Origin of the sequence: Thiomicrorhabdus arctica DSM 13458, from assembly GCF_000381085.1 — a bacterium.
In the GTDB taxonomy this organism is placed as follows: domain Bacteria; phylum Pseudomonadota; class Gammaproteobacteria; order Thiomicrospirales; family Thiomicrospiraceae; genus Thiomicrorhabdus; species Thiomicrorhabdus arctica.
Map to the genome: position 1 here is coordinate 903676 of NZ_KB905899.1, position 14353 is coordinate 918028.

Annotated in this window: 15 protein-coding genes; 4 read left to right on the forward strand and 11 right to left on the reverse strand. The window is 41.4% G+C overall.

Annotated elements, in window-relative coordinates; all coding sequences use genetic code 11:
• Positions 1 to 227 precede the first annotated feature (227 nt).
• From F612_RS0104185 to F612_RS0104220, 7 genes are all read right to left on the reverse strand, one after another.
• Positions 228 to 791, reverse strand: a complete 564-nt coding sequence (locus tag F612_RS0104185; RefSeq protein ID WP_033394530.1) for a YcbK family protein — start codon at positions 789 to 791, stop codon at positions 228 to 230.
• A 16-nt stretch (positions 792 to 807) separates the two neighbouring features.
• Positions 808 to 2544, reverse strand: a complete 1737-nt coding sequence (locus tag F612_RS12895) for a L,D-transpeptidase family protein (protein ID WP_019556500.1) — start codon at positions 2542 to 2544, stop codon at positions 808 to 810.
• A 242-nt stretch (positions 2545 to 2786) separates the two neighbouring features.
• Positions 2787 to 3464: a spermine/spermidine synthase domain-containing protein gene (locus F612_RS0104195; RefSeq protein ID WP_019556501.1), complete on the reverse strand. Its 678-nt coding sequence runs from the start codon at positions 3462 to 3464 to the stop codon at positions 2787 to 2789.
• A 458-nt stretch (positions 3465 to 3922) separates the two neighbouring features.
• Complete coding sequence (locus tag F612_RS0104200) at positions 3923 to 4108, reverse strand: EMC3/TMCO1 family protein (RefSeq protein ID WP_019556502.1); 186 nt, start codon at positions 4106 to 4108, stop codon at positions 3923 to 3925.
• Positions 4109 to 4417: 309 nt separating this feature from the next.
• Positions 4418 to 4627: a DUF3820 family protein gene (locus F612_RS0104205; RefSeq protein ID WP_019556503.1), complete on the reverse strand. Its 210-nt coding sequence runs from the start codon at positions 4625 to 4627 to the stop codon at positions 4418 to 4420.
• A gap of 255 nt (positions 4628 to 4882) precedes the next feature.
• A complete protein-coding gene (locus F612_RS0104210; protein WP_019556504.1) occupies positions 4883 to 6202 on the reverse strand; it encodes a glycerophosphodiester phosphodiesterase family protein in 1320 nt (439 codons plus the stop codon).
• A 351-nt stretch (positions 6203 to 6553) separates the two neighbouring features.
• Entirely contained in the window at positions 6554 to 6997 is a 444-nt protein-coding gene (locus tag F612_RS0104220; RefSeq protein ID WP_019556506.1) for a hypothetical protein, read from the reverse strand.
• An 858-nt stretch (positions 6998 to 7855) separates the two neighbouring features.
• Between F612_RS0104220 and F612_RS0104225 the strand changes: the two genes are divergently transcribed.
• A complete protein-coding gene (locus F612_RS0104225; protein ID WP_157760453.1) occupies positions 7856 to 8833 on the forward strand; it encodes an ice-binding family protein in 978 nt (325 codons plus the stop codon).
• A gap of 508 nt (positions 8834 to 9341) precedes the next feature.
• On the opposite strand, the gene F612_RS12900 is transcribed toward F612_RS0104225, so the two are convergent.
• The gene (locus tag F612_RS12900) at positions 9342 to 9665 is read right to left on the reverse strand and encodes a transposase (protein ID WP_051080291.1); all 324 of its coding nucleotides are present in this window, start codon (positions 9663 to 9665) and stop codon (positions 9342 to 9344) included.
• Between the two features lie 221 nt (positions 9666 to 9886).
• On the opposite strand from F612_RS12900, the gene F612_RS0104235 reads away from it, so the two are divergent.
• The 3 genes from F612_RS0104235 (at position 9887) to F612_RS0104245 (ending at position 12000) form a co-directional block, all read left to right on the forward strand.
• Positions 9887 to 10708, forward strand: a complete 822-nt coding sequence (locus tag F612_RS0104235; RefSeq protein ID WP_019556509.1) for a DUF2189 domain-containing protein — start codon at positions 9887 to 9889, stop codon at positions 10706 to 10708.
• 102 nt (positions 10709 to 10810) lie between these two features.
• Positions 10811 to 11137, forward strand: coding sequence for a transposase (locus tag F612_RS0104240; protein ID WP_019556510.1), 327 nt, complete (start codon positions 10811 to 10813; stop codon positions 11135 to 11137).
• An 11-nt stretch (positions 11138 to 11148) separates the two neighbouring features.
• Positions 11149 to 12000: an IS3 family transposase gene (locus F612_RS0104245; RefSeq protein ID WP_245539521.1), complete on the forward strand. Its 852-nt coding sequence runs from the start codon at positions 11149 to 11151 to the stop codon at positions 11998 to 12000.
• A gap of 239 nt (positions 12001 to 12239) precedes the next feature.
• Here the strand turns inward: F612_RS0104245 and F612_RS0104250 are convergent, their stop codons facing one another.
• Genes F612_RS0104250 through F612_RS0104260 form a run of 3 tightly spaced genes read right to left on the reverse strand, consistent with a single transcriptional unit; the run spans position 12240 to position 14027 of the window.
• Positions 12240 to 12614 (reverse strand): hypothetical protein, encoded by a 375-nt coding sequence (locus F612_RS0104250; RefSeq protein WP_019556512.1) that lies wholly within the window; start codon positions 12612 to 12614, stop codon positions 12240 to 12242.
• Positions 12611 to 12943: an STAS-like domain-containing protein gene (locus F612_RS0104255; protein ID WP_019556513.1), complete on the reverse strand. Its 333-nt coding sequence runs from the start codon at positions 12941 to 12943 to the stop codon at positions 12611 to 12613. The genes F612_RS0104250 and F612_RS0104255 overlap by 4 nt, the downstream gene beginning before the upstream one ends.
• Positions 12918 to 14027, reverse strand: coding sequence for a hypothetical protein (locus F612_RS0104260; RefSeq protein ID WP_019556514.1), 1110 nt, complete (start codon positions 14025 to 14027; stop codon positions 12918 to 12920). Before F612_RS0104260 ends, F612_RS0104255 begins: the two co-directional genes overlap by 26 nt.
• Positions 14028 to 14353: the final 326 nt, after the last annotated feature.

A 14353-nucleotide genomic window follows, 5' to 3' on the forward strand; every position in this document is an offset into this window, starting at 1 on the left:
CAATTCTGTTTTCGGCTGACATACAACTATCTTTATCGCTTTTAAACACCAATAATTTTAAAACAAAAAACCACTAAACTAGCCAACCACCCTATACAAAAACTACAAAATACAAGCCATAAAAAACCCGCATAAAGCGGGCTTAATTAAATCGACCAGGCCTGGTCGTTTTGAAATAGCATTTAGATTGCCATTAAGATTAAATAAAGAGGTCTGATCCCTGGTTTTTACCAGCTACGCACCCGTCCGGTGTCTACATGGACGAAATTCGATTTAGGATAGAAACCGACACCGCCTTGCCCTTCATGCATGGCAATCTTTCTAAGGTGTGTCAAGTCAAAGCCTGGAAGGTTGATGTCAATTGCCTTACCGACCATATGTAAGCTCTTTTTAGCCACGCCTTGAGTGGTATGGTTGAGCATTGCATTGGTTTTGGGTGAGCGATAACCGGAGATGACGTTAAACGATTTGTTACTGCCCGTTTTATTGCGGATATCGTGCAACAGATCAAACAAGGCGATGTCCATATCATGACTTTCACCCGTGCGGAAGTCTCTTAACACGTGATTAATCTCTTCAAGTGCTTCCGGATGATAAACGCCCTGCTCCCAGTAAGTGGTGCGCAATGATTCGCCTGTATGCAGGTTATACAAAGACAGCGAGCGAAACTCTTCGTTCTTGTGCTGTTTCTGTGTACTTGCGAACAGCGAAGTGGGTGCCAAAGCCGCCGCAGCGCTCATTCCACCTAATTTTAAGAAGGTTCTACGTTTCATCTGATTGTGTATTGGCATAGCCACCCCGTCCAATTTATGAAAATATACCATAATTTATTTTGTATGTACTTTCAAGTTTTTTCATAAATTTCAGTAGGTTAGCATCTAATCCATATACATCTTTACGTAAGTACAGTCTCCCGTCCGCATCAGCCCAGGCGGTTTGATAGGTTACATAGACCGGTAATTTTTCTTTGAGATGCTTAACTTGAAGAGCACCGGTCTGTATTTGCTTATAAATTGATTGCAGGGTGATTTCAGGCTGTTCACGACTCAATATTTCATAAGCCAGCTGCATGGGCTTTTCCGCACGAATACATCCAGAGCTGACCAGGAACGACTTGCTTTTGAAAAGATAACGAGCGGAGGTATCGTGGATATAGATGTCCTCGCTATTTGGGAACATGAATTTTATGATTCCTAGAGGATTTTTAATTCCCGGCTCTTTACGGAAGGTATAGCGAAGCATGCCTTTTTTGCTGATTTCGTGCCAGTTTATTGCGGTGGAATCGAGCGGGTAACTTTCGGTATTATCCACACTACTGAACAGAGTGATTTGATTGGCGTTCAGATAATTTTTATTGGCCTTTAGTTTGGGGAGGATATCTTCTGCGAGAATGGTTTTAGGGATGCGCCAATAAGGGTTATAGACAAGATAACTCATCCTTGCTTCCATGATTGGGGTTTGGCGTTTCGTCTGACCCACCACGACCGTCATCGACAGTGACTGGCCATCATGAACAAATTTCAGGGAGAAATCCGGAATATTGACCATGATATAGTTGTCATCCACCAGGGTGCCGTACCAACGCCAGCGCTCAAGGTTGAGTTTAATTGTTTCGATTCTCTCTTGTACGCTTTTAGCGAGATCGATGCGAGTTTGCGCACCGAGGATGCCGTCCACCATAATGTGCTGACGTCGTTGAAATTGTTTTATGGCCGCGATGAGCGCTTCAGGTTCAGAACTGGTTTCAGTCACGCCGTCCATGACAGTATCGTTGTTTGTTTCGTCGTTTGTTTCGGTGCCATCCCAACTCCAATCAATTGGGGCTGTGTTAAGAGTGTGATTCAACGCTAAAGCGCTATCTAGTTCATCATTGAACTCCCCCGTGATGGAGAGTCTTTTTTTAACCAGCTCGAGATCAAGGTAGGCTTCGGGGTCTTCGTTCCATCCGCCTTTGCTGGCCATGTCTCTGTAATGACGCAGTGCACTTTTAAGGTTCTGATAACCTACATACTTTGGTGCAAGCCTCTCAAGCATTTCAAAAACCTCTCCCTGTTGCAGGGCAATGGTCAGTATTTCCGGCATATTAAGGGTTTCACGCGGAATTGCGCGATGAAGTATGTCCGCGGTTGTGCCGAATGCCATGCCATGGAAAAGGTGTTCACCCAGTGTCAGGAATGCATCGCTAAGCAGCAAATCCCGAAGTACTCGTTCTTCCGCTGTCTGTGGCTGGGCGAGGTGTTGTATGAGGTTTTTGTGGTAAAGGGGGTAAGATGGATCCAGGCCATCATCTGCGGAGGCATCAATTGCTCGGAGCAATTGAGTGGACAAATCTTTGCCTGTAGCGTTGGTTTGCCACGCAAGATTATAGTTTCGGTGTTGGTAAAACTGTTGTAGTTTCAGTCTTTGTGAGAGCAGAACAACGTCTTTACCGTCTATAGAAGGCAGATTGTCTTGCGATAACATCGCTTGCAGCTCTTGCTGGGTACTTGGCGGTTGCGCCTGCGCGGTCGTCAGAAGCATGCCAGCAATCAGCAGTATACTCATAAATCGTACCACGGTGATTACCTCCTTACTGAGTCATCTTTACCGTTAGTTTAACGAAATTTCGCCTTAAAATCAGTATGATTCTGCTGGGATGGATTAAGCAGTCAGGCATAAAGGAAAGCTGAAGCTTGAGGGCTCAGCTAAAATTCAAGCGGCCCCCTCTTTAATTTGATTCTTTCATTTTTAATTCGAAAATAGACAAAGCCCTTAATGCCATTATCTGCACATTGCATGAACGAATGCTAAGGCTTTTTAGCCAGGAAAATAATATGCCGACTGCCTTTACCAGGCCTCGCTCTTACCATTTTATCGCTCGCTTTGAACCCGGCTTTTTTAAGTTGAGTAATGAACATCGAATCAGGCGCTGCAGACCACACAGCAAGCATCCCTTTAGGGCGTAGGCTGTTATATAAGGCACTTAAGCCAGCCGAAGTATAAAGCCAATTGTTATCACTGTTGGTAATGCCTTCTGGGCCATTATCAACATCGAGCAAAATGGCGTCAAAATCTGGCTTCTGTTGTTTGATTAATTCGGCGATATCGCCTAATCGCACATTGCTGCGTTCATCTTCTAACGGTTTGCCTGCACATTCACCTAACGGGCCGCGGTTCCATTCAACCACTTCTGGAATAAGTTCTGCCACAGTAACCCTTGAACTAGCCGTCACACACTCCAACGCGGTCGCCAAGGTATAGCCCATACCCAAACCGCCCACTAAAACTTCTGCACTCTCTTTGTTTTTAATATGCGCACAGCCAAGCTTAGCCAACTCCTGCTCGGAGTTATAAACCCGGCTATTCATCAATACTCCGCGTGAACCAGAAAGCTTTATCGTAAATTCATCTTCACTCTGTAATAAAACCAACTCACCGCCGTTGTTGGGAATAATCGCTGTCGCGAGTTTATTTAATTGCTTCATATTATCTCGTAGTGGTTGTGTGTGTTTTTACAAAAAATATTAGAACAGAAAACAGGTAGAAAGTATTCACCCTACTCCTAATCAATGATGAAAACGACAGCAAATAATCGTCATTTAAAGAGGTCGGAGTGAAGTTCCCTTTTCCATCCATAAAAAACCCGCTAAAGAGCGGGTTATTTTTTATTTGAATCTGCACTCACATGATTTTGTAAAACCGCGGGACATGCCAGGTCTGGTCAGGTTGTTTAATTTACTCTGACCACGAACTCTTGGCTAGGGGCATACGGTAAAAAGAAGCGAGTATTTCCAGGCCTAAAAACAGCGTAACAACGATTTATGAAATAAATAAGTTATGCACATTAAATAGCTCTAATCTCTTTAATATTTTGTGCTTCTCAAATTATATAAATCGCAAACGAGTACTGCACGGTATGTTCCACCATGTAGAACGTATCATTTTACATGCCTTTCATGTCCTGCATCATGGACATGTTGTCCGACATCATTTCCAAGTGCTCTTGCATAAGTTTCTCACGCTCTTCGGCATCCTTGGACTGCATAATCTTGTGCATCTGTTCGTGCATCCGCAGCATTTTTTCCTGCATAACGCCCATTTTTTTGTCCATATCTTGCGTATTATTCATCGTATTCTCCAAAAATATACTGTTAAGGAAACCAAGAATCAAAAACCCTTTGGCTCAGCATAATGATAACTACATATACTTATATACATACTTGCATATACCTACAATAAAGGTCAAGTTATTCTGTGCGCTACCAGGCATACAGTAAATTTTAAACTGCTTTGTACGGAGTGATTTTTAAGCTATTGCCCGAATACTTTATTAAAGGGGACGCTTTATTAAAAGAGGACGCTATGAGGTTCCCCCACAAAACTGGACACTAGATATCACTATTTGGGGTCTTAAGTGCCCCGTTTTCTACTTAAAAGCTTATTTTCTTAAGGGGTCAAGAAGGTGCTTTAAGCCATTGTGATCTAACTCCTGCATTAGAGCCAATAACTGCCCTAAACTACCCGATGGAAAGCCCTCACGCGCAAACCAATTAAGGTAATTTCCTGGCAAATCAGCAATAATTCTACCCTTGTATTTTCCATAAGGCATAGTGACAACAACTAGTTTTTTTAAGTTTTCTGGATTCATAAGTTAAAGTATCGAGATAAGCATTTATTAAGAAAAAAGAGTCAGCCTAGAATCAACTTGCAAGTGTTGCACTTTCAAGTTGATTCTAAGCTAACCCCTGTATTAAATAAGAAAGACCAAAGCCTTTTTTATCGGCGTTAAATCCTGCCAACATTGGCAGGATTTTTAAGTTTTAACATTTATGATTTAAACTAAAAGTTCACCATAGCCAGAGTAGAGTGACTTCATCTGCCACTCCTATTTTACCAGTAATAGCTAAAGCCCTTTGCAGTTTGCATAATAAGTGACTGAGGCAGGCCAATCAGAAAAAATCCCCATGATTCCTACGTCTTGTGCCAAAACATCCAAAGCCTCGTATTTATCCCCGTCATTATTAATCGCATTAGTGATGGTTTGGTAATACCAACCGCCACCATTTTTTAGCAATCCAGAACGTTCAAATGTCCAAGTAATGATATCAAGACCAGACGATTTTGCAGCGATCGCGTAGTCTGACGGCACAATATTATTCTCTACATCCAAATCCAATAACATCCACATAGGTGGCGAAATAATATTGACACCCATTGCTGATAGCTCAGGCATACTGGGAGTCAAAGTTGCTGGATATCTATGATCAAAGCTAGGATCGTCGTAACGACCATCTAAGAAAACAGCTTGTCGACCAAATTCCTGATCATTGTTAATCCAATAGAGGATGTCAGGCAAGTTAAATGACTGAGGGAAAACTTGGCTTGGGTTTACGCCTGCTTCTTTGTAGTCATTAATCATCTGTTGAGCATATTGTTGCTGTGTGTAATCTCCTTCATAAGGCATAACAACACTGGGGCTTTTAAGTTCAGGAGTCATTTTCACACCCAGTTTTTTAAACAAGGCGATGCTGTCTTTATGTGTCATTAACGTACCTGTAGCAGCATATAAATCCGTACGCCATGAGGGTGTTGCATTCATATATTCCGCAACCGTTGTCGCATTTGGGTTGACTGCATCCATTTTGCCTTTCAGGCTCTTAAACTCCTCTAGAGTAAGATCCGTCGCACAACATTGTGCGCTTGCTGGCGTAATGGTTTTACCCGTAACAGGATCAATCACAGCAGGTACAAATGGAGATGTACACTTAGCCGCTAAAGGGGTCGCCAGTATATTTGTCGTTGCATGTAAATCACATTGAGAATGACGGCAGACAAGTTCACGATCCTTTGTAAACGTGACATCGCATTCAATAATACCAGCCCCCATACGTGCTGCCGCCTCGTAGGATTCTTTGGTGTGTTCCGGAAACTGCATTGAGGCACCACGATGGCCAATTGAAAAGTCTGTTTTCTTAAACGGACCTTTACCGCATTTAGTTAATTCTTTTTTAAGTTCACTAGGGTCCATATCATTCACTAGGAAATATGGGCGAGGACCCAGTTGAATCGTCTTGGATAAATTCTTGGATGCATGATGAGACTCATTGGCCTCTTCCATAGAGTGATCACGTTGACTGTCTTCGTGAGAAGATGCGGCCGAGACGGTATTAAAATGTGTTAAAGATAAGGCAATGATTGTCGCCATCAGTGTCTGTTTAAACATGTTAGTGCTCCCTTTCATTCCACTACCAAAATTGGTAATTTCACGTACCATTATATTTTTACACTATGGCAGCTAGGTGAAAGAATTATGAACAATCAGGGTCAGAGTAAAATTAAATCACTCTTTGAAACTAACTAAGTATCGTACACAATGAATATGAGTAATAAAGCCTATCAAAAACAACCAGACCTGGTCCGTTCTAAAATAGGCAAGTGTCAAAGGCGCTTAGGATTAAAGGGGGGACGCCTTTTTCTCTTGGTCCATGCAACAAGAGTGAACAAGGTTAAACAAAAAAAGGCTGTCTCTGTTTAATGTAATGGCAGGCGAAGATATGTGACACTTCATTAGGCGTTATGATTCTTCTGTATTGAATTCAAAAACTACAGGTTCTACGTTCGGTCTTGAAACCGTAATGTCGAATTGTACTGGAAAGGTCGAAGTTACAATATAGGTGCCTAGCCATGTCTGTTTAGAATGTTTCATTTCCCGTCGCAATTCCATGATTTGTTGAGCAGTCCCGATGGTTCGATAGGTTGCTGTAACGTTATCCGCAAGCGGAGCCACGCATGACAATACACCTGTATTCGGGTCAGGCTTGATACTATGACGTGACAAGCTTTCTTTCGGCAACTGGGTTGAGTTCATGGCTGTACAGCGTATCTCTGTGCCATCGATGTTTTCTACATGGTAAGCACGTTTAAAGCTTTTATTCTGCGAAGCATCGTCACAGGCTACAAGCAAAGAGATACCTATCAGTAAAAATATCCATTTTTCGATTTTCGCTATGTTTTTCATTTCAATTCCTCTATCGATAAGATATGACCATTATGTAGGATTTATCCGTTATCCGCATTGAAATATGTCAATGCTTACCCCAGACGGCCACTGTAAGCGTCGCTGATCAGGAAATTGTCTTTCGTTTTTATACTCATGTTGCCGCTAATTCAGATAATGAAACCGTACGAAAATATGCAGAAATTTTAGCTAAGGAAGAGCTTGGCCATGCAGCTTTACTTCGAGCAGAACGTCGCTACACTTATCATGCTTAACGTAAAAATCGCGCGTTCTTCAGGACTTAAATGATAATAATTGCTCAGGTATACATTCTGATTGAATGTGTTGCACTTGCAACTTGAACCTAAGACGTCCCCTTTTCTTGTGAGTTGACAAGATCCTTATAAGTAAGTATTGTTACTACGTTGAGCGTATAAAGTACGACCTTCTATTAATCTTGGAATTTTTGACACGAAGTCTAAGCGGGCAGCTCTTATGATTAAAACCTGTAAGTTGCTGCTAAGACGACCCGATGCGGTACTGCATCCGGGAAAAAATAATTTAATGACGTCATTACTCATTTTTACAAATGATGTTTAAAATGCCCGTCTGGGCAACTGTTTAAAAACCAGTTAAAGGAGATCTATAATGATTACCCAACATTTGAAACTCGTAATTCCTCTCACTGTGGCCCTTGCATGTGGTAGCGCCGCAGTCAGCGCCGCGCCATTAGTACTCGGTGACGATTTGAATAGCTTAACGGTATTTTCTAATACCTACACCACCACTGGTGCGAATTCCAGTGTCTACGGCAACGTACTATCCGGCGGCGTTTCGACCACCGGTACAAATGCTGCGGTCACTGGTAATCTTGTATCGGTGGGCGCCGCAAACGTTGGCGGTGGTACGTCCACCGTCGGCGGCGATGTAACGTCTAACGGGGCTATGATGGTTGGCGGTGCAGTCACTGCGCTGAATGGCCCTATCGTTAGCGGTAGCATCACGTCCACTGGCGATTCGACGATTGGCGCGTATGCGACAGTCGGCGGTGATATGTTATCTGGCGGTGCGGCAACGACAGACGCCAACGCCAATGTCCTTGGCAATCTGTGGTCAGGTGGCGCGGCCACTGTCGGGGCGAACTCTACTGTATCCGGTAATTTGACGTCGACGTCAGGGCCCATCACTATCTCAGCCAGTGGTAATGTTGGCGGAATCCAGACGACGGGGGGAGCAATGCCAACGTTGTCGGGAGTACGCACCAGCGTTTCTTCTGAGTCGACACAAGTGACCAACGCGCAAACTTTGCTCAGTGGTTTGGGTTCAGGTACGGCCCTCGCCGCAGTGCCATATAGCATGACGCTCGCGCCTGGTGTTTATAGCGCTGCCAGTCTGTCCATGGCCGCGGGTAATACCTTCACACTGGATGGCCAAGGTCAAGAAGACCCGTTCTGGGTTTTCAACATCAAAGATATTCTGGCCCCTGGTGATAACACGGTGGTTAGCTTGATCAATGCTGGTGACAGTGCCAGTGTGTTCTGGAATGTAAGTGACGGTTATGCCAGTATCGGTGACAACTCTACGTTCATTGGCACGATTTTCGCAGACAATTATATCAGCGTCGGTGCAAGCACCACAGTGAGTGGCCTCGGGTCTTCTTGCGGTGGCATCTTTTCGGCGACTTCATACGTCTCAACCGGCGATGGCGCAAGCATTGGCGGAATAGGTTGTTCAGGTGTGAACGTGACGTCGGTGACGTCGGCAGTGCCTGAACCACAGATGTTTGGATTGATGCTTACTGGTCTTGGTGTGCTAGGTTTTGTTACACGTCGTCGCGCCCAAGCCAAGCGCGCATAATCTAAAACCAGAACTGAACCACTAAAAATCCAATCAGCTTCAACGATTCGGAACTTAAGGGTTCAGGTCTTTGGTTTTAACCCAGTATTTAGCTAGGCCGCATAGTGATGGTGTCGGCCTAGCGACTCAAGATTAAAGGCAGATTAAAGGGATTAAAGGGAACGCTACCCTTTTACAGGTCGCCCTACGGGTTTAAACTTTAGACTACGATTCGTTTTTTTCTCTAAGCCTTCAATAAAACCATCTCCTCCACACGGAAGACCTTTATCAATATTTCTTCTCAAAACTATCATGTGCTCTTCCGAGTTTTCTTTTTGTAAATAACTTTTCCAACCTCTTTACTCAGCCGGGCTGTAGGATTCAGAAATATTAGATAAAAGAACAGACTCGGTTATACCCATATGGGCTGAAGCACTAGACCAAAGATAATCTTCTGGATTATCAACTATTTTGGCTCTAACAGGGTTTTGCTCTACATAACGAATAGCCGAATGAGTATAAGCCCCATCTAAAGCTGAAGAGAAAAAACGACCTTGCCACAAGTGCCTTTCCAATGATGTTTTTTATTAATGTACTGCGCATAACGCATATGAAGGGGCTTAAGAACTTTTTGCAAGCCATCTTCCGTTGATGGCTTCAAAATTAAATGAATATGGTTTGTCATTAAACAATATGCCCAAACTTCAACTTCGTGTTTAACACTGTAATCATGTAACAAATCAAGATAGAACTCTCGATCTAAATCACAAAAGAACACATCTTCACGACGATTACCACGCTGGGTAATGTGAAACGGGATATCAGATAAAACAACTCGGGCTAATCTAGGCATGATTCAATAGCAGCAGAGTTCAAAATAAAAGGGTAGCGTCCCCTTTGCTACCCATGTTTTTTAAATTTTTCTTTATAAATCAATATGATGATGTAAATCATAAAATATATTACCATGTGTTATCAGGTTCTGATAAAGTAGTAAGATAAGTAATAAAACTTAGCCTTTAGTCTGCTATAAAACGCTTAATATTTGATATAAATTAAAGTAAGGAGGACGTAATGTCTAATAAAGCAACCTCAACACATGAACACGATCATTATACCGAGGCCGGAGAGAATATCATTTCAAGCGATGTTCAATTATCCAACATTGGGCGTTGGTTGAAAAAAGGCTGGCACGACATGGCGCATGCGCCCAGTATTTCCCTTTTCTATGGCCTGGCAATGGCCTTGTCCGTGATGCTGATGTTATTTGCTGTTCAATATCAGCCAATACAGATGATTACCATCGCAGTAGTGTTTATTATCTTATCGCCATTTTTGGCTACCGGACTGTATTACACAGCACACAGACTGGAGCAAGGGGAAAAACCTTCATTAGGCACATCTATGGTAGCTTGGAGTAGTAAAAAATCGAATTTCGGCCTTTTTGCCATCTGCTTAGTGATCATTGCCGCTATTTGGATAAACGCTGTGCCATTTTTTGTCGCGGTTGTACTTGGGGCAAGTTCACTCTTAATCGTTGACACGAGCATGGGTGTAACGGGGTTCCTCGCCACACAAGAAGGCCTAGCTTTCTTGGTTCTTTTTGTTGGCCATAGCGTGATAATGGCGGCTTTTGTATTTATGATCAGCGTGGTGACCATTCCGTTAATGTTACGAGACAAAAATATTGGCGCAATCTCAGCCATGATTTTAAGCTTTAAGATTGTGATGGAAAATAAACTTGTAATGACGGCTTGGGCGCTGGTTATTGGCTTTATGCTTATTGTGGGTATCATGTCGCTGGGCTTAGGTATGTTAATTGTGATGCCGTTGCTCGGTTATGCCAGCTGGCACGCTTTTAATGATCTGGTCTCAATACATGAGAACATTGTTTAAATAATCACAACGTTATAACTCACGATTTACCCGCCTATCAGAATAAAGTGAGGTTCCCCCACAAAACTGGACACTAAATATTACCATTTAGGAGTCCTAAAAATGAATCGAAAATACACCGCTTTTACTAAAGAGTTTAAACTCGAAACTCTGCATCTAGCAAGCCAACCTGATACAGTTATCGCTCACCTTGCTAGGGATCTTGGTATCCGTAGAAATATGATTTATAAATGGAGGCAGCAATTGAACTCAAAAGATGAAAAGGCATTCAAAAGAACCGCCACCAACGAAAATACAGAGCATAGACAGCTAACTGTCTCCGAACTTATCAAAGACAATAACCGGCTTCAAAAAGAACTGCAACTAGCTGCAATGGAGAATGAAATCTTAAAAAAGGCTCAGGCTTACTTCGAGGAAGAAAAGGACTGAGATTTAAGTTCATAGAGGCACAGCAGATGAACTACCCCGTAGCCCTGTTATGTAAATGCTTAGATGTCTCTAAGAGTGGTTTTTATCACTGGAAAACGGCACCCGTCAGCCAAAGAAGTAAGCACGATAACTATTTGTTATTGAAAATAATTGAAGCCTATAAAGCAGGCCGTAAAAACTATGGTTCACCAAGAGTTTATAACGAGCTTAAGGCAAAGAGCATCAGTATTAGTCTAAATAAAGTCGCTAGAATGATGAAAAAGCATGGCATTCATGCCGTTACATCGATAAAACACAAGAAGGCCAAAATCGCACGTAACACGAGGGGCTTTTCAGACAATGTTTTAGATAGAGAGTTCACTGCCATTAAGCCCGGTAAAAAATGGGTAAGTGATACCACTTTTGTCTATACACGACAGGGCTGGCTTTATCTTGCGGTGATTATTGACCTTTATTCTCGTAAAGTTATCGGTTGGTCAATGAGCCAATATAACGATACCAAACTGGTCTCTAGAGCATTAGAAATGGCAGTTAAAGTAAAGCCAATAAAGGAGCAAGTACTCTTGCACTCAGACCAGGGATCAACTTATCGAGCTGATGCTTACTTAGCCTTATTTAAGAACAATAAAATTATGCAGAGCATGAGTCGAAAAGGTGAATGCCACGATAATGCCGTTGCTGAAAGCTTTTTTAGCACCTTAAAATCAGAATTAGTCTATCAAACAACTTACCAAACTAGAGAAGAAGCTAAAAGCAGCATCTTTGAGTACATCGAAGTGTTTTACAATAAAGTGAGAAGGCATTCATATTTGAATTATGAATCGCCCAAAAATTATGAAATGGCTTTTTATAATAGAGTCTAAACAGTCCAGTTTATTGGGGGAACTTCATAGCGTCCCCTTTTCCACTGTTTGTGCTTACGCCCAATGAAATTAAAGGGGGTCAGAGTAAAATTTAAATCACTCTAAAACCAATAAGACATCACACACAGCAACTACGTAATAAAGTCACAAAAAACCCGCGTAAAGCGGTCTTATTAAAACTACCAGGCCTGGTCAGATTGTTTTGATTTTACTCTGAGCCCGAACTCAAAATAAATTACTTATGGCCGCAATTTATCGACCAATTCGCTTGTGATGTGGAATTTTTCGTGTGTTGGCTCTATTGATATTCTGCTAGGAGATTCAAAATCTGAGCCTGTTGTCGCCTGTCTAAGCTTGGTAAGCGTTGATTGATGCTTAGAGGGAAGTTTTGATTCTAATTTTTTTAAATGTTGTTTAATTTTTATAGATGCGATGATAGATTGATTATCAACGCCATTATTTGTCCAAAAAGCGGTAGAGTCTTCTTCTAGTTGATTTAAAACTGTGTTTAGCTCTTCTTTACTTTTCAGACGACTATTGAAGTAGTAGGTGATACTGGCTGTAACAATCGGGATGATAAGCCAACTAGCGACTATGTATTCGTTTGAAATCATAGTTTTCTTTGCTTTGCGGCATCTTCTATGTATTCCCAAATCTCAGACTGAATACTTGGGAATTCTGTTGTTTTTATTTCTAAGCTTTTTCTTAATTGATCTAGCGTATAGTTGCTTTCTCTGACAAGGCCTCCAAAAGCTTCTTCTACAAAAGATGAGCCATAACCAATAGAGCCATCTAATTCAACGATGACTTTATCGTATTCATTTAGAGCTGGCACTAGCAACTTTTCGCGAAAACCTTGTCCAGTAAATTGACCATCTCCGGTATATCTTCCTGCTGGTGCCCAGGTATAGTCGTTTTTAATGTTGATTGTTTTCTTGTTCATCTTCTATCATCTTTTGTAATTTATCTAATGGTGCTGACCAAGATATTATGGTGCCCATTATAGAATGTTTTAAGTCAGTGGAAAATTTTTCTTTTTTTGAGGCTGAATAAGTATATAAGCCTTTGTTGCTTAAAATCGACAGGCTACCGTCTTGCATAATATCTATGGCCTCTTTTAATTGGGCCATCCCTTTTCCTCGGTGTGCAAGATCAGAAGATGAAGAGCCAACCTCCATTGAGGTTTTAATAACTTTGCTTTCTTTGCCACCATCTAGCTTGCTTATTACTTTTTTTATGAATGAGAAGTCATTTCTATTTTTAAGTGATTCTGGTATTCCCTGTCCAAGGTCACAAATAACAAGCGTTAATCGCTCTTCATTGCAGCCTGTAAACATCCACCACTTGTGATCACTGAATGGATACCCGTCTGCTCTTTCTGGTATTTCTTTTTTGGTTTTTGTGTTTTTATATGCGTGCATGCAAGCATTCGTAATTGCCTCGCTTATGCCATTAAAGAAAGCAGACCTATACTTAGGCTTCAGATTTATCTTTTCTAACTCTTTGGCTGCGTTTATTACTGTTGCGTCTGTTCCTGTTAGGTAATTATTCCAATAGGTTACAGTTTTATGGTTTATATCAACTTTTGTATTAATGCCTAACAGTCTTGATAGCCCCGTTTTACAAAACACTTGTGCTGGTATATCTTCGGTTGGTAAACAACCTTTTATATAACTAGAGTTGGTTAGATATTGAATTCGTTCAATCTCTGCTATAAGCATCAGTGTTGCAGTAGATTCCATGTACTTAACATCTTTGAACGATATAAATATCCTTTTTCTTTTTTGAACCGTTAGTTTTTTTATTTTACTAAAGAACGCAATGGTTTTATTGTGTGCCTTTCGTTCGAATGAAATGTGTTGTGGCGAGATTATTTGTACAATTCTTTCATTGTCCAGTTTGTTCAAAAATCCAGAATTCAATCGGTTTTTAGCAAGCTTTTTACTTTTAGAAAGTAGTTTTCGTTTAAATCTTTTGCGACGGCGATTTATAGTATGTTTGGTTGTTTTCACGCTATTAATTTTCATTTAAAATTTTGTATTCCCTAAAAAGTTAATGCGAGTAGAAATGACCACACAAATGATTCTACGTTGCTAATCGGCAGTTATTTTGATTTAAATAATTGGGGTCAGAGTAAAAGTGAAATCACTCTAAAGCTAACAAGTCATCATACACAAAAAATACGTAATAAATTCTATAAAAAACAACCAGGCCTGGTCAGTTCTAACAACGGATAGATCGCTTATCAATACAGTGCTGAATTTAAGACACAAAAAAACCGCCAAAAGGCGGTTTCTTCAGATTAAGAAACGAGTTAGTTGCGAGATAAAACTTGTCAGTTCAAGGCTTGAAA